The sequence below is a fragment of the Stenotrophomonas sp. YJH_SMC_20 genome, assembly GCF_059367845.1.
Window position 1 is genome coordinate 164,812 of the sequence record NZ_JCAFRG010000002.1, and the last position, 26,073, is coordinate 190,884.

General features: G+C 58.9%; 19 protein-coding genes. 14 read left to right on the forward strand and 5 right to left on the reverse strand.

Features of this window, described 5'->3' with window-relative positions; translation table 11 throughout:
- Nucleotides 1-25 precede the first annotated feature (25 nt).
- Nucleotides 26-2,677 carry an excinuclease ABC subunit UvrA gene (locus AC5P6A_RS04100; protein ID WP_026070507.1) on the forward strand — a complete coding sequence of 884 codons (2,652 nt, stop codon included), beginning with the start codon at nucleotides 26-28 and terminating at the stop codon, nucleotides 2,675-2,677.
- Between the two features lie 85 nt (nucleotides 2,678-2,762).
- On the opposite strand, the gene AC5P6A_RS04105 is transcribed toward AC5P6A_RS04100, so the two are convergent.
- The gene (locus AC5P6A_RS04105; RefSeq protein ID WP_017354479.1) at nucleotides 2,763-3,722 is read right to left on the reverse strand and encodes a LysR family transcriptional regulator; all 960 of its coding nucleotides are present in this window, start codon (nucleotides 3,720-3,722) and stop codon (nucleotides 2,763-2,765) included.
- A gap of 131 nt (nucleotides 3,723-3,853) precedes the next feature.
- Here AC5P6A_RS04105 and AC5P6A_RS04110 point away from each other — a divergent pair, with 131 nt between their 5' ends.
- From AC5P6A_RS04110 to AC5P6A_RS04150, 9 genes are all read left to right on the forward strand, one after another.
- The gene (locus AC5P6A_RS04110; protein WP_017354478.1) at nucleotides 3,854-4,261 is read left to right on the forward strand and encodes a ketosteroid isomerase-related protein; all 408 of its coding nucleotides are present in this window, start codon (nucleotides 3,854-3,856) and stop codon (nucleotides 4,259-4,261) included.
- 1 nt (nucleotide 4,262) lies between these two features.
- The gene (locus AC5P6A_RS04115; protein ID WP_017354477.1) at nucleotides 4,263-4,868 is read left to right on the forward strand and encodes a GNAT family N-acetyltransferase; all 606 of its coding nucleotides are present in this window, start codon (nucleotides 4,263-4,265) and stop codon (nucleotides 4,866-4,868) included.
- Complete coding sequence (locus AC5P6A_RS04120) at nucleotides 4,865-5,737, forward strand: carbon-nitrogen hydrolase family protein (protein ID WP_017354476.1); 873 nt, start codon at nucleotides 4,865-4,867, stop codon at nucleotides 5,735-5,737. The genes AC5P6A_RS04115 and AC5P6A_RS04120 overlap by 4 nt, the downstream gene beginning before the upstream one ends.
- Nucleotides 5,738-5,809: 72 nt before the next feature.
- Nucleotides 5,810-7,099, forward strand: a complete 1,290-nt coding sequence (locus tag AC5P6A_RS04125; RefSeq protein WP_037590709.1) for an NAD(P)/FAD-dependent oxidoreductase — start codon at nucleotides 5,810-5,812, stop codon at nucleotides 7,097-7,099.
- A gap of 265 nt (nucleotides 7,100-7,364) precedes the next feature.
- Nucleotides 7,365-8,474: an S-(hydroxymethyl)glutathione dehydrogenase/class III alcohol dehydrogenase gene (locus tag AC5P6A_RS04130; protein WP_005413335.1), complete on the forward strand. Its 1,110-nt coding sequence runs from the start codon at nucleotides 7,365-7,367 to the stop codon at nucleotides 8,472-8,474.
- 56 nt (nucleotides 8,475-8,530) lie between these two features.
- Nucleotides 8,531-9,106, forward strand: coding sequence for an S-(hydroxymethyl)glutathione synthase (gene gfa, locus AC5P6A_RS04135; RefSeq protein ID WP_005413334.1), 576 nt, complete (start codon nucleotides 8,531-8,533; stop codon nucleotides 9,104-9,106).
- Nucleotides 9,107-9,227: 121 nt separating this feature from the next.
- Nucleotides 9,228-9,947 (forward strand): cation diffusion facilitator family transporter, encoded by a 720-nt coding sequence (locus AC5P6A_RS04140; RefSeq protein WP_017354474.1) that lies wholly within the window; start codon nucleotides 9,228-9,230, stop codon nucleotides 9,945-9,947.
- Nucleotides 9,948-10,490: 543 nt separating this feature from the next.
- Entirely contained in the window at nucleotides 10,491-11,531 is a 1,041-nt protein-coding gene (locus AC5P6A_RS04145; RefSeq protein WP_017354473.1) for a lipid A deacylase LpxR family protein, read from the forward strand.
- Nucleotides 11,532-11,639: 108 nt separating this feature from the next.
- The gene (locus AC5P6A_RS04150) at nucleotides 11,640-12,254 is read left to right on the forward strand and encodes a flavodoxin family protein (protein WP_157804745.1); all 615 of its coding nucleotides are present in this window, start codon (nucleotides 11,640-11,642) and stop codon (nucleotides 12,252-12,254) included.
- A gap of 144 nt (nucleotides 12,255-12,398) precedes the next feature.
- Here AC5P6A_RS04150 and AC5P6A_RS04155 read toward each other — a convergent pair whose 3' ends face one another.
- From AC5P6A_RS04155 to AC5P6A_RS04170, 4 genes are all read right to left on the reverse strand, one after another.
- A complete protein-coding gene (locus AC5P6A_RS04155) occupies nucleotides 12,399-12,884 on the reverse strand; it encodes a hypothetical protein (RefSeq protein WP_017354472.1) in 486 nt (161 codons plus the stop codon).
- A gap of 273 nt (nucleotides 12,885-13,157) precedes the next feature.
- Complete coding sequence (locus AC5P6A_RS04160; RefSeq protein ID WP_017354471.1) at nucleotides 13,158-15,914, reverse strand: caspase family protein; 2,757 nt, start codon at nucleotides 15,912-15,914, stop codon at nucleotides 13,158-13,160.
- A 57-nt stretch (nucleotides 15,915-15,971) separates the two neighbouring features.
- Nucleotides 15,972-17,537, reverse strand: coding sequence for a hypothetical protein (locus tag AC5P6A_RS04165; protein ID WP_017354470.1), 1,566 nt, complete (start codon nucleotides 17,535-17,537; stop codon nucleotides 15,972-15,974).
- A gap of 353 nt (nucleotides 17,538-17,890) precedes the next feature.
- Complete coding sequence (locus AC5P6A_RS04170; protein WP_146027645.1) at nucleotides 17,891-18,748, reverse strand: BrxR family helix-turn-helix transcriptional regulator; 858 nt, start codon at nucleotides 18,746-18,748, stop codon at nucleotides 17,891-17,893.
- A gap of 118 nt (nucleotides 18,749-18,866) precedes the next feature.
- Between AC5P6A_RS04170 and AC5P6A_RS04175 the strand changes: the two genes are divergently transcribed.
- Genes AC5P6A_RS04175 through AC5P6A_RS04190 form a run of 4 tightly spaced genes read left to right on the forward strand, consistent with a single transcriptional unit; the run spans nucleotide 18,867 to nucleotide 25,560 of the window.
- Nucleotides 18,867-20,288, forward strand: a complete 1,422-nt coding sequence (locus AC5P6A_RS04175; protein WP_049400904.1) for a Wadjet anti-phage system protein JetA family protein — start codon at nucleotides 18,867-18,869, stop codon at nucleotides 20,286-20,288.
- A gap of 1 nt (nucleotide 20,289) precedes the next feature.
- A complete protein-coding gene (locus AC5P6A_RS04180; protein WP_017354467.1) occupies nucleotides 20,290-20,946 on the forward strand; it encodes a DUF4194 domain-containing protein in 657 nt (218 codons plus the stop codon).
- On the forward strand, nucleotides 20,933-24,352 hold the full coding sequence (locus tag AC5P6A_RS04185; RefSeq protein ID WP_158704768.1) for an SbcC/MukB-like Walker B domain-containing protein: 3,420 nt from the start codon (nucleotides 20,933-20,935) through the stop codon (nucleotides 24,350-24,352). The genes AC5P6A_RS04180 and AC5P6A_RS04185 overlap by 14 nt, the downstream gene beginning before the upstream one ends.
- 50 nt (nucleotides 24,353-24,402) lie before the next feature.
- Nucleotides 24,403-25,560, forward strand: coding sequence for a Wadjet anti-phage system protein JetD domain-containing protein (locus tag AC5P6A_RS04190; protein WP_192813847.1), 1,158 nt, complete (start codon nucleotides 24,403-24,405; stop codon nucleotides 25,558-25,560).
- The last annotated feature ends 513 nt before the right edge of the window (nucleotides 25,561-26,073 follow it).

The window sequence follows — 26,073 nt, forward strand, 5'->3', positions numbered from 1 at the left end:
GTCTACAACCTACAGAGACATGCACATGCCAAACGCCACATTCGGTGAAGCTTCCTGCAGTGTCGCAGCAAGCGGCCTTGTAGAGGTGCGCGGTGCGCGTGAGAACAACCTTAGAGACGTTGATGTCTCAATTCCTCGCAACGCACTGGTCGTCTTTTCCGGTGTATCCGGTTCCGGGAAGTCATCTCTTGCATTCGGGACAATCTATGCGGAAGCTCAAAGGAGGTACTTTGAGTCCGTTGCTCCCTATGCTCGACGCCTAATCGATCAGGCAGGCGTCCCTGATGTTGACTCCATCGATGGACTCCCGCCGGCAGTAGCGCTGCAGCAGCAGCGTGGTGCCAGCAATGCGCGATCTTCGGTGGGTAGCGTCACCACGCTATCCAGCCTCATTCGTATGATGTATTCCCGCGCGGGAGCATATCCGGCTGATCAGCCTATGCTTTATGCCGAGGACTTCTCACCCAATACTCCCCAGGGCGCATGCGCGACCTGCCATGGCCTTGGCCATGTGTACGAGGTGACAGAGGCCCTCATGGTGCCGGATCCAAAGCTGAGCATCCGTGAGCGTGCCATTGCTTCGTGGCCACCTGCATGGCACGGGCAGAACCTTCGCGACATTCTGGTGACGCTGGGCTACGACATTGATAGGCCTTGGAAGGACCTTCCCAAGAAAGACCGCGATTGGATTCTGTTTACCGAGGAGTCGCCCACTGTGCCGGTCTATGCTGGGTTCACGCCGGCGGAGACGCGTGCGGCCCTGAAGCGTAAAACTGAGCCGAGCTACATGGGAACCTTCACTGGCGCCCGTAGGTATGTCCTGCACACGTTTGCTAACACGCAAAGTGCCCTGATGAGGCGCCGCGTATCGCGATACATGGAGGGTAAGCTTTGTCCCACCTGCCATGGCAAGCGCCTTAAGGCAGAGTCGCTGTCAGTGACATTTGCGGGTGTGGACATTGGTCAATTCATGCAGATGCCTCTTGACCAACTGGCTTCCCTGCTCGAGCCCATTTCTCAAGGAGACTTCAGTGCTCATGCTGGCGGGGGCAAGGCGAACAAGGAAGCCACCCGTCGTGATCGCGCCGATAGGGCGGCCAGTGGGCGGGCGGTCCACGCGGTGTCTCCTGACGTCCGCCGCACCTCAGCGCTGTCGGAGGAGAAGCGCCTGGCCGCGCAGCGCCTCGCTAGTGGAGTGATGAGCCGAATCAGTCAGTTGCGTGGCCTTGGGCTTGGCTATCTAACTTTGGATCGCGCTACGCCGACATTGTCCGCTGGCGAGCTGCAGCGATTGAGACTCGCCACGCAGTTGAGCTCGCTGCTCTTTGGCGTGGTGTACGTGTTGGACGAGCCGTCGGCAGGTCTTCATCCCTCCGACAGCCAGGCTCTCTATGACGCCTTGGACCGCCTCCGCGACGGTGGTAATTCCGTATTTGTTGTGGAGCACGATCTGGAGCTGATGCGCCGTGCCCAGTGGTTGGTGGATGTTGGGCCTGAGGCGGGAGAGCGGGGCGGCAAAGTGCTCTACAGCGGAGAGCCGGATGGTCTTCGTGACATCGACGAGTCACGTACCGCGTTGTACCTCTTTGACAAGGTCCCGCCCCCTAGTGGCCAAGAGCGTCAAGCGAGTGGTTGGCTGGAACTTCAGGGCATCCAGCGTCACAACCTGAAGCGCATTGATGCGAAGATACCTCTGGGCATCCTCACCGCGGTGACCGGGATTTCGGGATCGGGCAAGTCCAGCCTCGTCGCCCAAGCGTTGCCGGAGCTGATGATGCTTCAACTTGGACACGAGCCTGAAGACGACGCGGTGGAAACGGGGGCAGCAGACGGGCCAACCGTCATCGAGACGACAGGGGGACACCTCGGCGGAGATGTCGATGCTATTCAGCGTCTCGTCCAGGTTGATCAGAAGCCAATCGGACGGACGCCGCGATCGAATCTCGCGACTTACACCGGCCTTTTCGATCATGTTCGAAAGCTGTTTGCCGCAACACCAGATGCGCGGCGTCGACGTTACGACGCAGGTCGATTCTCCTTCAACGTGGCCAAGGGACGTTGTGAGACGTGCGAAGGGGAGGGGTTCGTGAGCGTCGAGCTGCTGTTTATGCCTAGCGTCTATGCACCGTGCCCAACGTGCCACGGTGCGCGATACAACGAAGCTACGCTGAAGGTGCTTTGGAACGGTAAGAACATTGCAGACGTTCTGCGGATGACTGTCGAGGATGCACGTGAATTCTTTGGCGATGAGGACGCGATCGCTCGCCCACTTCAGTTGCTGAAGGAGATTGGCCTTGGATACCTTCGACTGGGCCAGCCGGCTACCGAGCTATCGGGTGGTGAAGCGCAGCGCATCAAGCTGGCCACAGAGCTTCAACGAAGCCAGCGCGGGCGGACACTGTATGTCCTGGATGAACCCACTACGGGCCTCCATGCCTCGGACGCGGATAGGCTGCTTGTGCAGCTCCAGCGGCTCGTTGATGCCGGCAATACGGTGGTCATGATTGAGCACGACATGCGTGCCGTTGCTCAGGCGGATTGGGTAATCGACGTGGGTCCAGGTGCCGGTGATGCGGGCGGGCAGATCGTGGCGGCAGGAACTCCAAAACAGGTCGCTCGCGTGAAGAGAAGCCGTACCGCCCCCTTCTTGGCTGAGGAACTCGCCCGCGCGGGTTGACCCGACGCTCTTTTGGCCACCATGAGCGTCCCTGGCGCTCATGGCGGCCAGATCCCGTATCAGAGAGCGGCCAAGCGACTCGGCATTAGCGCTTCCCTGCTTTGGATGGCGTTAGGGCCGAGGTGGGGGAGGGCGCCATCTGCGTAAGGCTTGGTAGTGCTCCGACGGCGGAATGGAGTGCATCGAAAACTACTCTGACGCGAGGTGAGACTGGGCCGCGTTGAGGCCGATAGACGTACAAGCCCCACGGCGCAGGATCGAATTCTTCCATCACACGCTGCAGAACACCTGACTGAATGAGTGGGGCAGCCATGTAATCAGCAAGTTGGGCAAACCCCAAGCCCGCAATGACCCCTGCCATCTCCATGTCGGCATTGTCTGCAATGAAGACCGGTGCTGTCGGCGCCACCTGTACGCCTCCAGCCAGGTACCAGGGCCAGGGCCTGCCTGTATTGATGTCCACCGATGCAACCAGTGGAAACCGCGAGAGCTCGCTAGTCTCCGCTGGTGCTCCGATTCTCTCTACAAGTGCGGGGGAGCCAACGATGTGCAGTCGCATCTCTCCTGCCTTCTTCGCAATGAATCTGCTATCACGCATGAAGCCGACGCGGATTCCGACATCGATCCCTTCATCGACAGCGTCTGCAACCCGATCGCTTAAGCGAACGTCCAAGACAATTCCCGGGTGACTTTGGGTCACTGTATCCAAGGCGGCAAGAACTGCCCTGGAGCCCATGCTGTGAGGGGCACTAATTCGGACTGTGCCCACAATCTGTGAGGCCGTCGCCTTGGTTCGCGGGCGCCACAGCTTGTCTAAGCCCTCAAGCGCCGGCCGCAGCTGATGTAAGAGATCCTCCCCAAAGGCCGTGATGCGAACCTGGCGTGTGCTTCGGTGGAACAACAGCTCCCCGTAATGACTTTCAAGGGCCTGTATCGCTCGGGTGATGGCCTGAGGAGAGCTTCCCAGTCGAACAGCGGCCTCACGAAAGCTCGGCGCCTCAGCCGCGGCCCTAAACGTCTTTAGAAGATCCAGCTCGCTGTTCATCTCAAGGCCCCCATGGTCGTTGGGCTCATATTATTCCATTTCAGGGAATTATGAAATCCTATCAATTCCATATACAACAATTCTTCAGGTCTCCAGAATTCCTCCACACCCTCACCTGACCGGAGAACCTGATGAGCAAGTTCAACTACATCGAAGAGTACTACCAGGCATTCAACCGCGGTGATCGCGACGCGATGCTCTCGATGCTCACTGATGACGTTGTGCACGATCTAAATCAGGGGAGTCGCGAAGTAGGGATCGACGCATTCCGCGCGTTCCTGAGCCGCATGGATTCCTGCTACAGCGAGCAGCTTCACGACATCGTGGTGATGTACAGCAGCGATGGTGCGCGTGCCGGCGCGGAGTACGTGGTGCACGGACTCTACCACCACACGGACGAAGGTCTCCCTGCAGCGGCAGGGCAGATCTATGTTCTTCCCGGTGGCGCGTTCTTTGACATCCGTGATGGAAAGATTGCGCGCGTCACCAACTACTACAACCTGGAGGACTGGATTTCCCAGGTCCACAAGGCGCCCTGAAATGGCTACCAACGTGCGAGTAGAGGTACTGGTCGGCACCGAAATCGAGGACTGGCTCGATCGCGTCGCTCAGTTGCGGATCGAGATATTCAGTAGCTATCCCTACCTGTACGAAGGAGACATGGACTATGAGCGTCACTACCTCCGCAATTATGCGACGTCTGACGGGGGCATCGTTGTCCTGGCCAGGGATGGAAGGGACGTTGTAGGTGCATCGACTGGCCTTCCTTTGTTGAGCGCCGATGCCGCTTTCATTCGTCCCTTCCAGGAGCACGGTCCCCGGCCAGAAGAAGTCTTCTACTGCGGGGAGTCCGTACTGAGGCCGGAGTACAGAGGAGCTGGCTTGGGCCACGTCTTCTTTGATCGAAGAGAGGAGCAAGCCCGACGAAAGGGCTTCAAGTGGTCTTCTTTCGCGTCGGTGGTTCGGTCGGAGACTGATCCGCTTAGGCCACCTGGATATCGAAGCAATGAAGGCTTCTGGACTCGCCGTGGGTATGCACAACAGAGCGCGATGAAGGTCGCTCTTCCTTGGCGGCAGCATGGGGCCACGCACGAAACCGAGCAGACACTTTCACTTTGGCTCCGTTCCTTGGAGGACGTTACATGAAGATTGCAGCAGCTAAGTACGTGATCGGTCGTCCGAAGACCTTTGCCGAGTTCGCTGCGCGCCAGCGCCGAATTCTGAATGACGCACGGGAACAAGGAGTTGAGCTTGCAGTACTTCCGGAATACCTGTCGCTGGAACTGGGTTCGACTCTTCCAGAAGCTCTTCAGCTTAGCCTGAGGTCCACCCTGGAGTCGCTCCAGATCTATCAGAGCGCATGGTGTGAGCTCTATAGCACCTTGGCTGTCGAACTGGGAATGACCATCCAGGCAGGAACGTTCCTCACCGCAACATCCCATGGGATGTATCGCAACCGTGCCTGGTGGTTCACAGCTGATGGTCGCAGCGGATGGCAGGACAAGCTTCAGCTTACTGGCTTCGAGAAGCAGGCAGTTGTCATCGAGCCTGGCGATCGCATCGCGGCGTTTGAGCAGGACGGAAAGCGTGTCGGGATTGCGGTTTGCTATGACAGCGAATTTCCGCTTCCTGTTCGCCTCCAGCAGGAGGCAGGGGTGCGCTTGCTGTTGGTGCCAAGTTGCACCGACACCGACGCCGGTGCCACCCGTGTCGATGTTGGGTGCCGAGCGCGAGCGCTTGAGAATCGGATGTTCGTGGCAAAGGCGGTCACCGCTGGCGTCGCCGACTGGAGTGAAGCGCTTGATGTCAACACCGGTGAGGCAATGATCCTCTCACCGATGGACCATGGCTTCCCCAGTGACGGCGTGCTCGCAGCGACCTCCGACGATCAGGAGTGGGCGATTGCTGACATTGACTTCGCAGCGCTCGAAGCAAGCCGTGCACGAGCGCAGGTAGCCGTCGACAAGGATTGGGATGGTCAGCTCCGCTTCCATTCCGTTGAGGTCCTGAACTAACCAACGTCTAGATGCCTGGGCCATGAAGTGCTCGTGGGCGTCGCTGGCAACTCAAATACCTGGGGAATCAAAATGCATCGTATTGTCATTGTTGGTGGTGGGGCCGGAGGGCTGGAGCTGGCTACGCAGCTGGGCCGGAAGCTCGGGCGCTCAGGGCGAGCAAAAGTCACTCTTGTCGATGCTCGGATGACGCATCTGTGGAAGCCACTTCTTCACGAGGTTGCCTCAGGCGCGTTGGATGCCGCAGAAAGTGAGCTCAACTATCTCGCCCAGGCTAGCTGGAATCACTTCCAGTTTCAGTTGGGGCGGATGACGGGTTTGGATCAGAAGTCCAGAAAGATCGAGCTTGCCCCACTGTACGATGAGGAGGGCAACGTTATTGCGCCCCGTCGCTCGATCTCCTACGACACCCTGGTGATCAGCGTGGGTAGCGGAACGAACGACTTTGGAACTCCCGGTGCAGCGGATCATTGCCTGTTCCTGGACGATCCCGATGCCGCCATTGCTTTCCAGAAGCGGCTGCTGAGCGAGTACATGGGCGCGCAAGCGCGCGGCAAGTCAGAAACACTGGAGGTTGCGATCGTCGGCGCCGGCGCCACCGGTGTCGAGCTGGCGGCCGAGCTGCGTGATGCTGCAAGGCAATTTAGCGCTTATGGGCTGGACAAGATCTCTCCCGAGAATCTGAAAATCACGCTTATCGAGGCTGGTCCGCGAGTGCTGCCAGCTCTGCCAGAGCGCGTGAGCCTGCCGGTCGCCGAGCGACTTGTACATGAAGGCGTTCGTGTCATGTGTGGCTCGGCTGTGACCCTAGTGGATGAAGAGGGCCTGCAACTCGCCAATGGCATCAAGGTTGCTGCGAGGCTGAAGGTATGGGCGGCGGGCATCCGTGCTCCCGTCTTCCTTGCATCCCTCGGGAACCTAAAGACCAATCGCATCAACCAGCTCGAGGTATCTGAAACGCTGCAGACAACGCAGGATCCGAACATCTTCGCATTCGGGGATTGTGCAGCCTGCCCGAATGGACACAGCGGTACAAACGTTCCCCCCAGGGCACAGGCCGCTCATCAGCAGGCTCACTTCCTTGCGCAGGCGATTACCCGCCGTATCGAGGGACGCCCGCTGCCCAGCTTCACCTATCGAGACTATGGATCGCTGGTGTCCCTGTCGAGGGAGGGCGCCGTTGGCACGCTGATGGGTAACCTCATGGGGTCATTCAAGGTCGAGGGCTGGCTGGCCAGGATGTTCTACATCTCACTGTATCGCATGCACCAGAGGAGCCTGTTCGGTACACGCCGGGTGGTTGCGCGCATGCTGGCAGACGCATTGGGACGGAGTACGGAGCCTCGCCTCAAGTTGCATTGATGCGGGCGAGCTGAGGGGCGGAGCTGCGAGTCAACAATTCCAACGCAAGGAATTATGAAATCCAATCTGTTCCATATACAGCAATCCATCGAAGTCCAATACTTGGTCCCAACAGCTCGCCAAGAAGAATGCTGTAGGCGCATTCGACCTGATTGAAACGCGTTCTAGAGCCGGCGCCAGGGGCGGCGCGCCCGATGTACCACTGATCAAGCTCGCCCCAAAGACCGTTGTCGCACTTATCTCGTTACACCCAAGGAGAACTCACATGAAATCCCGTGCAGCCGTTGCATTCGGTCCCGGTCAACCGCTCGAGATCGTCGAAATCGATGTTGCTCCGCCGAAGAAGGGCGAAGTACTGGTGAAGATCACCAGCACTGGTGTCTGCCATACCGACGCATTCACCCTGTCGGGCAATGACCCTGAAGGCCTGTTCCCGGTGGTGCTGGGCCATGAAGGCGCCGGCATCGTTGTCGAAGTGGGCGAGGGCGTGACCAGTGTGAAGCCCGGCGATCACGTCATCCCGCTGTACACCGCAGAATGCGGTGAGTGTCTGTTCTGCAAGAGCGGCAAGACCAACCTGTGCGTTGCCGTACGCGCCACCCAGGGTAAGGGTGTGATGCCTGATGGCACCAGCCGCTTCAGCTACAACGGCCAGCCGCTGTATCACTACATGGGCTGCTCGACCTTCAGCGAGTACACCGTCGTGGCCGAAGTCTCTCTGGCCAAGATCAATCCGGAAGCGAATCCGGAGCACGTCTGCCTGCTCGGTTGCGGTGTCACCACTGGCATTGGTGCGGTGCACAACACGGCCAAGGTGCAGGAAGGTGACAGCGTGGCCGTGTTCGGCCTCGGTGGCATCGGCCTGGCGGTGATCCAGGGTGCTCGTCAGGCGAAGGCTGGTCGCATCATCGCAGTGGACACCAACCCGTCCAAGTTCGAGTTGGCCAAGCAGTTCGGCGCAACCGAATTCGTGAACCCGAAGGATTACGACCGTCCGGTTCAAGAAGTCATCGTTGAGATGACCGGCTGGGGCGTCGATCACAGCTTCGAGTGCATCGGCAACGTCAATGTGATGCGTTCGGCGCTGGAGTGTGCACACCGCGGCTGGGGCCAGAGCGTTGTCATCGGTGTGGCCGGTGCTGGTCAGGAGATCTCCACCCGTCCGTTCCAGCTCGTGACCGGTCGTCGCTGGATTGGCAGCGCCTTCGGTGGTGTGAAGGGCCGTAGCCAGCTGCCTGGCATGGTCGAAGACGCCATGCGGGGTGAGATCGATCTGGCTCCGTTCGTGACCCATACGATGGGCCTGGAAGCAATCAACGAAGCCTTCGAACTCATGCACGAAGGCAAGTCCATTCGTACTGTCATCAACTACTGATGCACCGCAGCACCGGGCAACCGGTGCTGCACTTCCAACAATAGGAGTTTAAGTCCATGCAACACCAAACTATCCATCCCTCGGTCGATTCCGGCGTCGTTGCCGGAACCGCCGGCTTCAAGGGCGGCACGCTGAAGTGCCTGTGCTCTGACAAGCCGGTTGAGATCTCCGTCGCAAGCAATGTGGCCCACAACCATGCCTGTGGTTGCACCAAGTGCTGGAAGCCGGAAGGCGCCATCTTCTCCGTGGTCGGTGTCGTTCCCCGCGATACCGTTTCGATCACGGCGAATGCCGACAAGCTGGCGATTGTCGATCCGGCTGCGACCATCCAGCGCCACGCGTGCAAGGACTGCGGTGTCCACATGTTTGGCCGCATCGAGAACAAGTCCCATGCCTTCTACGGCCTGGACTTCATTCACGTTGAACTGTCCGAACAGAAGGGCTGGGAAGAACCGCGCTTCGCCGCATTCGTGTCTTCGATCATCGAAGGCGGCGGCGCAAGGCCGGAACAGATGGACGGCGTCCGTAGCCGCCTGAAGGCTCTGTCCCTGGAGCCGTACGACGTGTTGAACCCGCCGCTCATGGATGCGCTGTCCGCGCATGCTGCACGACTCAGCGGCGTTCTCTCCTAAGCAGTGTAAATGCCGCCCCTTGCATGCAAGGGGCGGTACTTCCTGACAGTACGCCACCGGCGTATACATTTTCGCTCAGAGCCTGGAGTCTTCGACCATGTCCTTGCTTCCCCCCAACGCAATGCACGAGCGGACTCTGCAGGGCGTACAGAGCACCGGCAACGCACGGGCAATTACGAAGGCCGCGACTCTCACTGCGGTCATGATGTCCGTCGAAATTGCTGGAGGATGGGCCTTCAACTCGATGGCTCTTCTCGCAGATGGCTGGCACATGAGCTCTCACGTGCTGGTACTCCTGTTCGCACTTTCTATCGCTTGGTACGCTGAGCGGAATCAGAGCCGCCCAGAGCGCGCGGCTCGGGTGCTAGCGGTTGAGCTCATCGCGGCGAGCGTAAGCGCGATGATCATGCTTTGGATTGCCGCTTCGATGGCCTATGAATCGACGGAGCGTCTCCATGCGCCAGAGGCTGTTCAGTACTCAGAAGCGCTTGCCATCGCCGTTGCGGGTTTGATTACAAATATATTCTCAGCGCGGTGGCTACATTCTGCCTACCATCGCGAAGGTGCTGCGGTTGATCACTGCCACGTTCCGCATGAGCGCCATGCTGACGAGAAGGGGGCCGATGCGCGCAGGAGTCCCAATCTTCGTGCGGCCTATCTTCACGTCGCTACGGACACCGCTGTAACGGCACTCGCAATTACTGCACTTGTCGTGGGGATGATCTGGGACGTGACGTGGCTGGACTCAGTCACAGGCCTCATCGGAGCGTCGGTTGTCGCAGTCTGGGCCATTAGATTGCTTCGTAGCTCCATTTCGGCGTGGATAGGTCGGCGTAAGTAGCTAGTGCGGTGGTGCCTCCGTGCTCAGCACGGAGGCTAGCCCTGCGATTGGGAGCCTTCCACAAAACTCGCTGCGACCGGAGTCATTCCTGGACGCATCTGGCGAGCCCGCTGAGCGCATATGCCCCACCTCACATGATGCGGAGTTGCTGGCGGGGTGGCCATTCTCTCAGTCAGAGATCAACAAACTGACTGTGATTCTGAAACGTCCATCTTGAGCGGCTGACGTTGCTTCGCAGCGAGGTGACGTGCCCTTCAGTCTAGGTCAGTACCTGGGGCGCCGGCTGTTGCGGCACTAGGGGAGGGCCTGGACGATCTCTTGCTCAGGCGAACGTCTTGGCGAGCCCAAGAGCGCTAGATACTGCTGCAGGGATGCGCCGCCTTTGAAAGCAATTGGCGTGCGGCCGGCTGATGGCCTGGTGTATGGCTCAAACCCCTTCCTCCGGGTCTACTGCGACAGCGCATTAGATCTTCAATTGAACCTCACATTGAGTCAAATGGCAGCAAGCCCATGAAAAGACTGGCGCTTAGTCGGTTGTCTGTGATGGCGGCACTCGTGTTCCTGGCCGCTGCCCGAGCCCCGGTGGCCCAGGCGGCCGAACAATGTGGCCCGGACGCGATGCGCGATCACCCGCCGCAGATCAGCTTCCGCGTCGACAACGACCTGTTCGGTGGCCGCCACCAAGACCAGGGCTATACCAACGGCGCGCAGCTGACCCTGGTCTCGCCGAACCTGGTCGACTACACCGCCGACCCGTGCCTGCCGCGCATGGCGCGCTGGGTGAACCAGTACCTGGAAGGCCTGCACCCCGGCAGGTTCGAGCAGCAGAACATGATCTTCAGCATCGGCCAGGCCATCTTCACCCCCACCGACCCGACCCGCCGCGACCTGATCGAGGATGACCGGCCGTATGCCGGCGTGCTGCTGGCCAGCTTCGGCTTCAACGCACGCAGCGGCGACCGCCTGCAGACCACCCAGCTGGCCGTGGGCGTGGTCGGGCCCTGGGCCCAGGGCAGGCAGGTGCAGAACGCCGTGCACGACGCGCTAGGGGACGAGAAGTTCAAGGGTTGGGACAACCAGCTGCACAACGAGCCGGTGTTCATGCTGACCCACGAGCGCATGCGCCGCTGGCCGGCCGATGCCAGTGTCAATGCCGGCGGCTGGGGCTGGGATGCGATCAGTCACTATGGCGGTGCGATCGGCAACCTGGAAACCAAGGCCAACGCCGGTGGCGAAGTGCGCTTCGGCTGGAAGCTGCCCGACGACTTCGGCAGCACGCCGCTGCGCCCGGCCGGCGAGAACACCGCGCCGACCCGTGGTGGCCGCCTCAGCGGCTGGTCCTGGCACTTGTTTGCGACCACCGACGCGGCATGGGTAATCCGCGACATCACTCTGGACGGCAATACCTTCCGCAACAGCCACAGCGTGGACAAGCGCCACGTGGTCGCCCAAGGCGGCTACGGCATCGCGGTGATGCGCGGGCGCTGGAGATTCGCAATGGCGCGTTACCACAGCACCCGGGAGTTCTATGGCCAGCGCCAGTCGCCGGTGTTCGGAAGCTTCACTATTAGCCGCTCGCTATAGTAGGTGGCGACGATCGCGGGTGTTCGACCATGCAATGTCCTTGAGTGCAGTACCTCGCAGAGCGACTACAGAAGTAACGCGGGAGTGCATGATGGAGAGTACTGAATGATGCTAATCACCAAGCTCGTCGTAGTCATCGTCGCGCTTGCCGCTGGGATCAAGGTGATTGATTGCTGTGTCGTGTGGGCAGCGCGACGAAGGCTGGAGAAACTTCAGAAGCTAAAGGCGCCGGCCCCATCGAGATCTCCTTTACCCGATGCCCTGGTGGTCTACTACTCTCGCTCTGGGCACACCGCCTTAGCCTCTAGTTATCTGGCGAACCAGTTACACGCCGATCTGCGTGCTGTCGAAGCATTTGACTACTCATTGGGCTTGGCCGGGTGGGTGAATGCTATGGCTGATGGGGGTCTTGATGACGCGTGGATAAATCCCGCGTGGATGGATCTAGCTCCCTATGACGCTATCTATTTGGGAACACCCATCTGGCGTGGTTGCCCAGCGCCGCCGGCTTGGGAGTTTGTTAGGAGCAACATGTTCCCTGGGAAAAAGGTCGTACTAGTCACTACATCCAGAGGATCATGGAAGCAGTCAGCTATTGAGCTCCTTGGGCGAGAGATAGTTCGACGAGGTGCGCGATCATTCGAGCATCGGCCTTTGGCGCGCAAGCGTGCCTGGTTCAGAAGATCGGACCCAGATGATCTCAGAATTACGGATCTGATGTGACCGACCTACCATGAATGCCCCCGGCCAATGCTGCGTTTAGTCGGCACCCCTCGCCTTAGCTAGCGCTATGCCAATCGCCGCGTCGCCCCTTGCTGCACGCTCGTCAACGGCCTAGGGCCGTCCCGAGAGTTTCGTGAGGTGGTTTCATTCGCGATTGTCGAGCCGTCCGTTAGACAACGCATGCTGGAGAGCAATCGCAACCTGCGTCGCGGCGTAGACCCAATCGTTGTCTTCTTCGTACGGATCCACTTCCGAATCTTCTTTGCCACCATGGAAGAGGTTGTTGCGGACTTGCCGCATGGCTTCCACCAGCGCGACCGCATCCGATTCGGCATCCAATGGGCAGGGGCAAAAGCGGGCCACCAAGTTCCCGTTCTCTTCAATAATCATCTGCTTCATGGGGCGCTCATCGCGTTGACAGAGAAGGCGCGCACGCGCCGACTCAGGAACCTCTGACGCGAAATCGTCGCCCAACTTTCGGACGCGCTCTTGCACCTTGCGCCAAGCCACGTCGGACGTCGGTTGCCCCGTCCGGTCTTTCCGGAAGAAGTCCCCGTGCCGTCGGAGCTGGAATTCCAGTTTGCTCACGGTCTTGAGAAGGTCGTAGGCGAGATTGGCGCTTACCGGCATTTCAGCATTCTATGTGAGTAGTGTGAGGTCCGAATCGCAAACTGCCACAGCGAAGGCACAAGGACCACCAAGAAATGGCGCTACTTGAGAGCCGCCTAACACGCGGGAGGATGTCATCCTGTAGGCCGGGCGTCGCACCTCATCTAGATTCTTGACCTATAACCGCTTCGGGCTGGCAACGCAGGTCGGCAGTGACTTGGGACAACTTTGCCTAGACACCGCTAAGAATACTTGGATGGGGTTCGCGTGAAGGCCGCGCTTACGATTCGCCTCTCAGTAGTCGTCCATTGATTGCAGGTGAGTGCTGCGCTTCGACTTGGTGGCTGTCGAGTCTGGGTCGGGTTCATCTCCGTTCACCGTTACCCACTCGATGAGAGGGCCCAGGTCGGATTGGCGGCGGGCTTCCGCATACAGCTTGCTATAGGCGGCCATGGCGTATATCGGCGACAGCATGAGCTCCGCTGCCAAGGCGAAGACATCGGACTCGGGTGGCAGCGACACAGTGGTGAAGGCGCCGCTGTCGGCATCGGTGTGGCGCTCAGCCAGCGCATCCAGAAGACGCCGACGGAGTGCTTGCTGGAAGGGGCTATGGGTGGGATTAGGACACCTCAGGCCGTCTTCGACCGGAACCCAGGTGTCCAGTGACCAGGCGGGGGCGAGCACTTGCGGGGTTGCCGCGTCGTCAATCCCCTGTGCATTACCCTTCAGAGTGCCCATAGCCTGGTCAGAAAGCCGATTTCGCAACAACCAGCGGTCATCAACTGAACGCTGCCAGAGAGTCCATAGACTCCCACCGGACCGCCATTGGCCGATCTCCTCGAACAGTTCGGAGGCCAGTCCGCCTCGCGCCTCCAGCTTTGAGGCAAGGCTCCATGAGGCCGCCAGCGCGGGTGGGTTACGGAGCGGATGGGCCACGTTCGATAGGCCTAGCCATTGCGCGAGCACCGCAAAATCGGATAGACCCTCCCTGATTTCCTTAGGAACGGCTGCAACGCATTGTCCAACGGTATCGATGTGCTGCCCGCCCCGCTGGAAGGCAGCGAGGGCCGCGTACAAGGCCCACATCGGGCTGGCCATTGCTTGCTCGGTTGATGGCACCGCCACCTCCCGGCCGACTGTAAGCTGCGCTCGCGCCGCCTCCGTCGCAAGCCCGATCGGATCGAACAGCAGTGACGCACTTCCCATCCGGACCAGATGGATGGAGGCAGTCGCCAAGTCGAGCATTCGTGCGCCCTGAGTGTCCACCATCGGAGGGGTTGGCGGAGCTGAGGTACAGTCAAGGTAGATCTCGGTACGCCACCCCTTAATCACCGGGACGACCAGTCCGTCTTCATTCGACTCGTCCCAAGGGCTGGCCGTTCGCAGTGCGAGGCTGCCAGCTGTTGCTGCTAATTTGAGGTAGGCGTAGCCGAGCCTGTCGTCCGTACCACTGTGGATGAGGCGCTCCTCCAAGGTTGCCCCTACAAGGGAACTGAGGTGCCACTGCCGCCACGGTGGCGCGGGGTTTAGAGAGCCGTCGGGACTGAAACTGGAGTCGCGCGCGAAGACAAAGACCTCACCGATTTCGCTGAGATCGCGGCTTGGCTCCGTCGGAATCATCGAGTATTCAGCGGCATGAAGGGACTGATTTTGGTGCGTGGTTGACGTGCCGATGACGGGCGCAGCCGCGGAAAATTCGGGCCCGGGCAACCGCTGGTCGAGGGGCGCATCCGCAACAACGAACAGCGATTGCGCCGATTCGGCCCCGACGTGCACCAGGGCTTTGTAGAGTCCCGGAGCTAAGGACAGCGAGACCACTCCCGTACCGATGCTGACACGAGCGTAGCTAGCATCGAGCACCGTGATCTGCGCGTTGGGATTGTCCGTCCTCAACACCACCGGCTGCGCTGCAACCTCGTCGGTTCGCAAAGCGGGCATGTCGATAGGTGCAGCAACGGGAGGGGTGTTGCCTGCAGCTGGCAGCACCGGGTAGGGAACCTCGAAGGCGACGTCGGGTAGATTCCCTGGTGTAACGACGAGATGCAGACCCGGGGTCAGCTCCACGATGGGATGCTCGAGCTGGCGAAGCTGGCTACTGCGTAGCTGCCCATTTGGCGTCATGTCGGTGGGCGGCGCGGGTGGGTAAGGTGAGATGTCAGGATCCGGTTGCCGGTCGATGGCCGCGAATTTAGCAATGATGCGGCTCAGGTCGACGGCAACCCGGCGTGGGAGCGCGGAAGCTGGCGCCGACGCCGGGCGCTGATATATTCGAATCCGCTTCGTTGCGGGAGTCAGTGGTGGCGTGTATCCGGTTTCCTGTTCGTAGCGATCGGCCCATAGCACCTGGAAGTAGTCCGCGACGGCGCGATCCGTCACCCATCCGTCGGCGTCAGGCGGTGCGCTGCGCAGCGCGTCCAGTAGGACGCTAGTGAACAGGCCGCGAGACTGCCCGGCCGGGCCAATGTTGCGCTCAAAGGACTGACGTCCCCGCGGCGCTCCATACGCCTGGAACAATCGGACGTGTGCCGTTCGTTGCCGGTCCGGCGGGGTCCAAGTCGGCTCGAGCACCTGGCTCGCCTTGAGTACGTCCTGGCAGCAGTCCGTTACCAGGATGATTTCATCAAAGAAACCCGCGTTGGCGATTTTCGACGCATAACGCAGGACGGCGATATGCGCCGTGTCGCCGTTTTGCGCGACGGCCGAGAATAGTGCCGGGTCGTGAATCGCCGAACCGGCTGTGAACCCGTGTCCGGCGAAGAACAGATACAAGCGCTGTCCAATGCGGTCATGCCATCCGTTCGGGGTGCGCAGCCATAGATTAAGCGCCTTCTTGAGCTCCTTCTCGGTCGGGTTTGCGTCGTCCGGGGTCGCTGCCACGCCATAATCCTGCGACCGTATGACTTGGATACGTCGGGTGTCCAGGTCGCCGTACTCCGGATCGAGGAGCCATTGCCGGAACTCTTCGCCATCGTTCTCAGGTCCATGGAGGTCACTCAGGCCGGGATAACGGTTAATTGTCAGCACGATCGCGTAGTGATCATCTCGCGGCATGTCCACATCTCTCCCTGTTGCGTACACAAGGGCACCTTTGGCGTGCTCTCGAAGATGTCACCATCCGCCGAGGAGGCTCTCAACGCTGAGCAGCGTATCTTCGTCGTCGTCGAAAGCTCCGTGATCAATGCTTGTGCTGTTCAAGCCTGCTGTCTGTCCTTGGGACTTGGACCAGATCGTACGGTTCGGTGCAGCTCCGAGCCACGCGCGGACTGCACCTATTTCGGGAAACTTGCTATCTGAGTAGATGTGGTGCCAAGCGAAGAAGCGTTCCATGCCCAGCAGCGGCATGTCCGGTTCGTCGACGAGCGTTCCGTCGGAATTTGGGCGCGATTCGAGGACACCCGACACCAGATAGAGGAGGGAGCTGGGATAGATGAAGCGCTTCCAGTCCTGCCCATTGGGAAATTTAGAGTCGTCTCCGACGACCTGATCGTCCCGTTCGAATTCATCGCGCATGCCAAACAAGCGGAAGTGACGGATGCGATCGCCATGTTGGGTGATCGTGGCGGCAAAGCGCTCGTAGGTGATGGCGGGCGCCAGGAACACGACGTCGAATGCAATCTCGGCCGGCAGAAGCTCTGATGCCTTGTCAAGCCAATTGGCGATGTAGACGGCGCCAGTGCTGTGGCCGACTAGAGTGATCCTCGATAGCAGCCCTTCAGAGGCATGGGCGGCACGCAGCCGCTCCAGCAGCGCAGTTCCGGCATACAGGTCGGAGCCGTCGCCGAACGCATCGAGTGAGTCCTGCTTCATGCGGTTCCACTGGAGTGCCTTGCCCCATTCATTGAGTCCACTGCCACCAAAATGAACACCACGCAACACTTCCTCTACGACCGTTGCATACAGGCCGTGATCGCGTTGATCCGCGTACCGACGCAGAACACCCTGCAGGATGCGCTTCACCAGAAGGGAAACTTTGAACCAGACGATCAACCCGCGGCCTCCCTCGACCCCGGCGACCTGCGTTGATACCGCCTGCGAGAACGGGGTATCTCGAACGCTCGCTCCGCCCCCGATGAATGCATCGCGTGCTTCGTCTAACGCGGTTGGCAGGGTTTGCATGGCGACCACAAACTCGCTGTCGGTTTGCAAGTCGGCTTCGATCTCGGCGTCGTCGATCAGCGCACTCGCCGCACGCGCACCTGAGGGCCCCACTACAGGTTTGAAATCACGGTAGGGCACGTGATTGCGACTGGGATCGCTCCAATATGTATCAACTGCCTGGCGGACCTTCCCTGCATCGACGTTGCCCGGCGTGATGGTCCGGGCGCCGTTGCTACCTCCCAAGCGGCGGAGCGCGTACTCTAGCGCCTTGCGCACCAGATTCTTGAATACCGGCTCATCCGGCAGCTCGCGCAGGTTGTTGCGGATCGTTTCAACGAAACCCGACTCCCACACGGAAAAAACCGGATAGGCCGATTGAGAAAAGCGCCCCTCAAGTCGCTGGGCAATACCGATACCCGCGGCCTTGTCGACCAGGCCCCCGTGAAAGTAAAGCAGCAAATGACCACGCCCGTCCTTACGAAGCGCCGTGACGATAGCGTCGATATCCTCTGGCTTCGTATCGGTTCCGGCACCGATACGGCCGTTGCGACTGTGGATTTGATGCAGACTGCCCATACCTGGCCCCCTGTGACCAGAATGATGCCAACCCAGAGTGCCATGAGTTTATGAAGTGGGCAATCAGTAATCGCCTAGGTAGGGATTGGTCACCTCAATGCCGAGTAAGCGAAGGGCTAGAGTTGAATGCCCCGGACCATGCCGCAGCTGGGGCGGTAGTTTGCATTTGGCGCTCGATCGATAGGGACACGAGGGCACGGCTCATCGACCTGATCATTGAGGTACAGACGGAGAATTGGCTTTGAATGCCAATGGCGTCCATCTGATACGGTTCCTATGTAGGGTAGCTACCCAGGCAGGGGTAGCGCGGTATCCGTGCCGGGCCTCAAGTTTGGCTACGATCATGCCATCCGCTAATTCAGCTCGCCAAATAGCCACGGTTGGATCGCGGTTGGATCGTCGACGCAGAGGTGAAATTCGTTCGGCGGCTCCTTCTCTGCATCGGTGGCGCAGCGCAGTTCATGTAGTCGGTATTGGAGTAGTGCGGCACGGGTTCTTAACCTGTAGGCTGCCTTACCTCCGAAATACTCGATACGCACCATATCCTTCTGATCTGGTGTCAGATGCGGATGGGGGACGATCGACAGCTCTACCTGTGTCTGCCAGGCGGCGTCCTGGCTAGGCTCGGCCCGCTCTGGCCGAGGATCAGCCAGCTGTTTCAAGCCGCTCAGCCGATTTATAGACAGGTCCAGGAAGCGTCCGGCTTCCGCCTCGTCCTCGGCGATGACAAATGCGCGAACATGCCAGCGCCTGCCTGCCTGCACCAGCGCATGAGGGAACAGTCGTTTGGTGCGAGGTGCTGGGTTGCGCATGGACCGGTGCTCGCCAACGAGCCCCTTGCCCTCTCTGCAGGCACGATTAAGCAGTGCGAAGTGGCGTCGTTCAACGCCGCCGAGGATAAGCTGGGAGCTCTCGATAAAGCCTGTAGCTTCCTGGGGGCGCTCAAACGCAAGGTACTCTTCGATCAGCCCTTCGGTTAGGAGGGGTCTGAAGCCAGACATCGCCACGTATCCGCGCACATGGCTTCGGTACTCAAGGCCGCCTCCATTGAGTTCAGCATATTGGGTTAGCAATCGACTTACCGTGGTGATATGCAGATCAAACACTTGGCGTACTCGCTCATTGGTGACTTGCCCCTCCCAGAGGAGCAGCGTTTCGATGGCTCGAAGTGTTTCCGGACTTTTGTTTGGATTGGGGCGGGGGCGGGGCATGGGGCTGGGCCGGGGTCAGATGACACGCAGCTTAGCATTGATGCTAAGTTAGCGTTTATGATATGTTAGCGTTTATGCTAATGTGAAGTAGATAGCCCAACTTCTGTGGAGTTGCACAGTGTCCAGCTCTCTGTTTGAGGTACTGCCATCGCAACTCTTTCGCCCATTGGCCTCGGCAAATCGGGAGAACTACTGGCGGCTGCTCTTGGGTCTGTACGAAGAATTCTTCGGGCCAGAGGCTGAGGTTCCCCCGGCGACCGGCTGGGAACGGCGGCAGTTGACGCAGTTCATCGAGAACTACCTCGAACACGATGACGCTTGGCAGGCAGAAGAGGGGGTAGGCCAGCTCACTCCGCTCAACATTCGCGCCAACATGTACTTGAGCCATCTCACGGAGAATGGCTGGTTCGAAGAAGAGCAGGTGGGACTCACGCGCACTCTGTCCATGACTGCTGTGGTAAGCCGTTTCCTTGCCACCTTGCAGGTCTTCACAGAAGACACGCCGGCGATGGTGGGCGCGAAGATGCGTTCCATTGAAGACACATTACGTCGGGTGCTTGATCCTGCAAGCAATGTCTACGGTGACGACTTCGTAAACGCCGGCGACAGCGCCCATGCGCTTCTGTCCGGGATTGCCGCCATGAGTCTGAACGTGCGTACCCTGCAGCGCGAGATATTCAAGTCCGCGACCCCCGGGGCGGCTATCCGTCGGTTGTTTGAAGACTACATTTCCAAGCACGTCATGGCTGACTATGCGGACTTGGCTGGCGCCGATCACCCCCTCGCACGAAAGGCGCAGGTGTTGAGCCTAACTCAGGAAATCCATTACGGGGATCATCGGGAACGGATCATCGTGTGGTTGGCCGAGCGACGCTACAAAGGTGATAAAGGCACGGCTGAGGCTGTCTATGAGAAGGCGATCAGGCGATTGAGCAATGTCTATCGTCTGCAAGACTACTTCGATCGCTTGGGCCAGGATCAGCGCCATATCGAGCGTCGCATGCTGGCCATGATCGAGTACCAGCTTCGCGCGCCGGGCCAGCTCGAGAGACGGATCAAAAAGGCTATCGCCGGAGTCAATGCTGCGGAGAACTTCGACGCCTCCATGCCCGTTGGGCCCGGAGCATTGCTTTCCGGTGAACTCCTGTTTCAACCACGCATCGCCCGTCCGCCCATTCCCAGGACCGCGGATTCTCCGCGGCAGATGACAGCCGAGCAGGAGGCGCGGATGAACCTGCACAGGCGTGCGCGTGATGCGCGTACCGCCATGCCAACAGAGGTGAGGGTGTACTTGCAGGGTGTCATGGGAGGAGGTAGGCAGATCCGGGCGTCTCAGCTTCCCATCACCGGTATCAAGCAATTTCGAATGGTGCAGACGCTGTCCACCTACGCACAGGAAGCAATGACAGGCCTCGGAAAGAAGCACCATGAAGGAATTTCAAAGCGACTACCTGGATATCGCTTCCAAAGCGCCGGTGATGAACGAATTGCCGGGCCGTATTTGGACATGCCGGACTTCTACATCACCAAGGTGAAATGACATGGCACGCCACTGGGAAAAGGCGCTTAGCCGCGACACTATGTACGAAGAGCAGGACTACGAGCAGGCGGCCTATCGGCTAGTAACCCATCAGGTCTTGTCCGCCTCTGACCGGGCGACCCGGAAGGATTACGGCATTGTCAGCCGAAATATCAATGACTTTGAGCAGGCAGTTCGTCCCCTTGGCATCGAGCTGTTGCACGACACCAACTACCAGTACATCGTGGCGCGGCCCGTGCACGTACTGACCCAACAGCGAGCCAGCAAGGACGAAACCCTGCTGCTGTTGGTGCTCGCCGGCGTTCATCATCGCGTCCGTTTCGAGGGGCGCGAAGAGCCAAATGGCGAAACTTTCGTCGATTTGCCTGACTTGCAAGAGCACTACGAGAAGGAAACGGGCAGGGACTTTCCCTCGCCTGGGGACTTCCGCTCTTTGATGACCAAGTTCAAGCGCTGGGGGATTGCTGCCTTTGAGGACAAGGACGATGTACGGAATCAGCTCGCGAAGGTTCGCATCCATCCCGCGATCGGAGATCTGCTGCGGAAGGAATACTTGAGCCATCTGGAATCCTTCCGTAAGGAAGTGGCAGGTGAGGGGGATGCGGCTACTTTCGACGCAATGAATGAAGTCACGGAGGATGGCGATGTATCTGCTTGAGAAATTTCACTTGGTACAGTTTTTCCTATTCCGTGCCGAAACCCTGAGCTTTAGCCCTGCAACAGGCATTGTGGCGCCTAACGGATCTGGAAAATCTGCGATTCTGGATGCGATGCAGATCGTCTTGTACGGAGGGGATCAGAATCAAATCGATCTCAATGCGCAGTCAGGGGGGGTATCAGGCACTCGAGGGCGTTCAGTGCGCGAATACTGCCTCGGCTACTATCGCGGTGACGAGCATATTCGTGAGAATGCGACGTCCTATTTGACCATGGTGTTTCGCGACACTGAGGGCGAATTGCCGCCGGTTTCGGTTGGCCTGGCCCTGGGCGCGTCAGTGGGCGACCCAAAGCTGCACGTCTACGGGCGCTATGTGGTCCAAGGGGTTGCGCTCGCGTTAGATGATCATCTTGAAGCGAACGCCGAGGCGGAACTTTTGCCGTTGGCCTGGGGAACGTTCAATAAGCTGATGGAGGACGCAGTCAGTCGCGTGAATGGTAGGCTCGCAGTGCCTCCGTCGGCGGAGAAGCAGGTTGAAGCAATGTTGTTCGCCTTGCGCCCCAAAGGAGGGGGCAGCATCGACCCGAGAGCTTTTCGGCGAGCGATGAAGAATGCGCTTAATCTGCAGAAAGTTCCTGACACCAGCAGCTTTGTTCGAAATTACATTGTCGATGCCTATCCTATCGAGCTCAAGAACTTCCGCTCCCAGCTCGACAATCTGCGCTCGCTTCAAGCCAAGGTTCTGGAAACACTGGACAGGCTTGAGAACGTCAAAAGCTTGATCGCAGCCGGTCATAAGGCTACTCAGACTCGGATGCACGCAGCGACCTATAGGGCGCTGTTGGATGACTATGAGCGTGAACAACACATGGATGCTGTTGATGCGGCACAAACTACGCTGCATGAAGCGCGGGACAGGCATCAGGCAGCGCAGAATGCAGTCGACAGCGCCAAGGCGGAGCATGATCGACTCAACGGCGTGTACATCGAACTAGAGCTTCAATCAGCAGCAGATCCGGCGATCAGTGCCGCCCGTGACCTGGCCAGCGAACGAGAGAGATCACTTAGACCTATCAAAACCAACGTGGCCCAGGCCATTCGCGAGGTGGTGGCGGGCTTCGAGAAGGCCAACCGCGTGAAACCCGATCTCGGAGGCTGGCAGCATCTGGCGATGCCGTGGGTTGAGCTTCTTGATGCGGTTTCCAGTACATCCGTATCCGATGCGCTTGTGCTTGACGTTTCGCAGGCCTCGGCAGCATTGCGCGAGTCCAGCATGCGGGTTGCTCCGATCATCCAGTCGGCACGGCGTCAGCTAGACCATGACGAGCAGAGGCTGTCCAAGCTTGGAAATGAACTTAGGATCGCTAACGAGCAGATCAAACGCATCCAGGAAGGCAAAGCGGAACTCCCGCCGGCCGTCCAAGCAGTTGTGAACATACTTGGAGACAAAGGACTTCTGTGCACGCCCGTCTGCGATTTGGTTACAGTCACAGATGCCGACTGGGCACCCGTAATCGAGGGATTCCTTGGTCGTTCGCGCACTGCCCTGGTTGTCCGTAGCGGCAAGTTTGAGGATGCCTTGTCCGTTTTCAACAAGATTCCGTGGGATACAAAGCCGGATTCAGTACTGTTGGTGAACCCGGTGAAGTCGAAGGCGGATATGGGTGTGGTTCCGCCAATGGGTCTCGCGCACCTGATCGCGGGTGACAATCAAGTGGCGGTGGACTATATCCGTCTTCGACTCGGCCGGCTGGAGCGATTGGAGCGCGTCACCACGGATAGCCCAGAGGGCTTCACCCGTACTGGCGAGCAGGCTGGACGTGCTGATTTCGGCCGTCGACGCCCCTTGTCTGCAACGGAACTGGTGTTGGGACGCCAAGATGCGAGCCATCGCCTGGCGGTGCTTCGGCAGCAGCGCAGCACTTTGGGGCAGAACGCAGCCGAATGCGAGCAGGAGGCGAACCGGTCGCGCCAGTTGGTTGAAGCCCTTGAGAAGTTGGTGGGACTTGAAGGACGTATCCAGGACATTGAAAGATGGCTGAACTCGCACATTCAGGAGCAATCCGCGCTTGATGCAAAGGCGGCGATGCAAGAGATCGCAAGCGCACCTGATCTCCTTGCTCGTCAGCTGCTCATCACAGAGGCAAGGCGAGCTGCCCTGGCAGCACAGTCGAAGCTGGAAGAAAGCAGCAGAGACGTCGGAACTCATGGTGAGGCTTTCCGGCAAGCACAGAGACGGCTAGACGAGCTTGCGGATAGAACCAACGGAATCTGCTCAAAGGCGGCTCTCAGTCGCCGCAATGAATACGTGGGTGATGAGTGGTTCGAAACAAAACGCGATGAGTTTGATGGTTCCGGCCTATCGCTGCATACGATTGTGGCGAAGATTAGTGACGCTACGGTTAGAAGTGGCAATCAGCTGTCTTCCCAGGTGCAGGCCTTGGCAAGTGACATGTCTACATACGCAAACCAATTCGATCCGCAGATGGATATCGCGGTGGGCGACTTGGGTGCCATGTGCGAGACGATGGCTCAGGAGAAGCAACGGCTAGAGGAATCCGAGCTCCATCACTACCAAGTGCTTTCCGCGGAAGCTGCAGAAGCGGCAGAGCAAACGTTCAAGGTGCAGATCGCCGCCCGCCTGAGCGACCACTTCGCCAGCATGCGCAGCACGCTCAATGAGCTGAACAGTACGATGGAGCGCTTGCCGCCATTCTCGAACAACGAGAAGTATCACTTCGTCACCAATCTCAATAAAGATCATGAGTCGCTGTACAAATTCATACTGAAGGTGGCTGGTGCGGGACCGGAGGGGGATATCTTCTCTGGACAGGTGGATGCTCCTCCTGAGTTCAGGGCGATGCTTGAGGGAAAGGATGCAGAGGCCAACAGGCTTCTGGAGGACTATCGCAATTTCTTCAACTTCGAGATTGACGTTCGCAGCAATGGTGTGACGGTGACCGACTTCTCAAAGCGCATGGACAAGGGTTCCGGGGGCGAGCACCGCGCGCCTCTTTTCATCGTTGCTGCAGCGTCGATGGCGCGCGCATTGGGAAAGTTGCGCGGTGATCAAGGCGGCATGTCGCTGATAATTTTCGATGAGTTGGGTGACAAGATTGACTCAGTGAATACCCGTGCCGTCTTTGAGTACCTGAAGGCATTGGGCCTTCAGCCCATCGTCGCGGCACCGGACGATGCCTTGGGTAAGATCAACGAATCGGTGGATACCTACATCGAGATGTACCGTGACGACGATCTTATCTCCATCAAACACGTACGCATTGATGACGATGGTCATGTAATTCTGGATTCCGATAACTGGCGCAAGCATCCCGAGCTTTTCGAGGAGGAGCTCAAGCGTGTTGAAGCAAGTCGAATGCCCCATGGGGAGGGGGTCGTTGCATGACTATAGCCCGGGCCTTCCTTACGTCAATTTTCAATCGCTCCCAGAATGCAGTGAGTCGTGGCAAGGATGAGCGAATAGCTCTCAGGCTGACGGAGTCATCATGCCCAGAGTTCTTCAGCCTGCGCAGCATCGAGGATGCAAGAGCGTTTCGTTCCGAACTTGAACTGGCTGAGCGCTCTGGAGCCATCGAAATCAAGGCCAAGGTGATGGTGCAGCCGCCTCTAGATGTTGCGGGCGTTGCCGTACTGAACCTCGCAAAGCTGGCGAACTTCTTGGGCGCACGACTTCGTCGTGATTCCGTATCAGAGGCCCGTTCCATGCTGGACACTCACACCGGCCTTTTCCCCGTACTGACCGAGGTCATTGAGCGCTGGTCGCTGGGCCATAAGGTTCGCGGGCAAGAGGCTACCGATGCTTCTGTAGCGCAAATACTGGATGCAATCAGACTCATTTCAGCAAGGCGAGGTGTCGTCAGGGACGAACTGTTGCGCCGGGTTTCGGCCATGATGTTTGGTGACAGCAAGCGAGTGGAGGGCATCGTGAAATGGATCGATTTGCTTTGGTTCAACTCTATTGCACCATCTGGACTTGATAGTAGCGAGGTCTTCTCGGCCATAGGCCTGCACAAGGAACCATTGCCCGTACTGATCTCAGGTCCGCTTACGGTTGTTACGTCGACTACGGTGGTGGGAGTGGTTCATCCATATCTCGGCTTCGCTCCTGCCCACATCACTGGATTCGTGCCGAATCCAGCCGTGTTGAGTTGGCGTGTTCTCACCATAGAGAATCGACAGACATTCCATGAGTTTGCTGAAGCTGCATCTGATCAAGTCGGCCTCGTGCTGCTCTATACCGGTGGTATGCCGTCCCCATCCTGGAGACAGGTCTACATGCTGATCTTGAAATCACTTCCTTGCCAGACAACTCAGGCGTTTCATTTCGGCGACTTGGATGAGGGGGGGATGAGAATTGGCGCCGTCATCGCAGGATCTGCCGCCGAGGCGGGGTTCACCCTGAAGCCGTGGTTGATGGATCCCAGGGAGCTCATTGGTCTCGGTTACGCTCTCAAGCCAACGGCTGAATCGGTGTCTAGCGCAATATCTCGAACTTGTCGATCCATCGGGTGGAATGACTTGGCCATTCATGTGGAAACGCATCCGGGGACGCTGGAGCAGGAGGTTCTCCTTCCACAGTTTCCAGGCTCCTAGAATTCTGGGCAGTCTGACCTAGGCGACAAATTGCTTTGCGCCGTCTTTAATGCCTTGATGCGCGTGCCCCGATCATTGCGGGAAGGGAATCATGAGATTTTTTGAACTTGATGCTGTAGATATCACAGCGCTCAGTGCTGGCGATCTGCGTGAATTGGTTGCCCGTCTTTGCGAAGCGGAGGTAATCCAGCAGGGGCGTCGGCCGAAGAGCGTTATGTGGGGAGGTGCGCAGGAGGCACCTGATGGCGGTTTGGATGTCCGTATTGAGGCTATGGACTTGCCGTCCAACGACGGCTTTGTTCCTCGTGGGATCTGCGGTTTCCAGGTCAAGAAGCATGCTATGGGTGCGGCGGCATGCAGGGACGAGATGTTGGAGGGTGGCACCCCAAAGCTCGTACTTGCAGATCTTGCCGATCGAAATGGTGCCTACATTATCGTTAGTGGCAAGGACGATTGTTCAGACAGCATGTTGGCGAGTCGAGTGCGGGCGATGGAGGCGGTCGCGGAGACCCT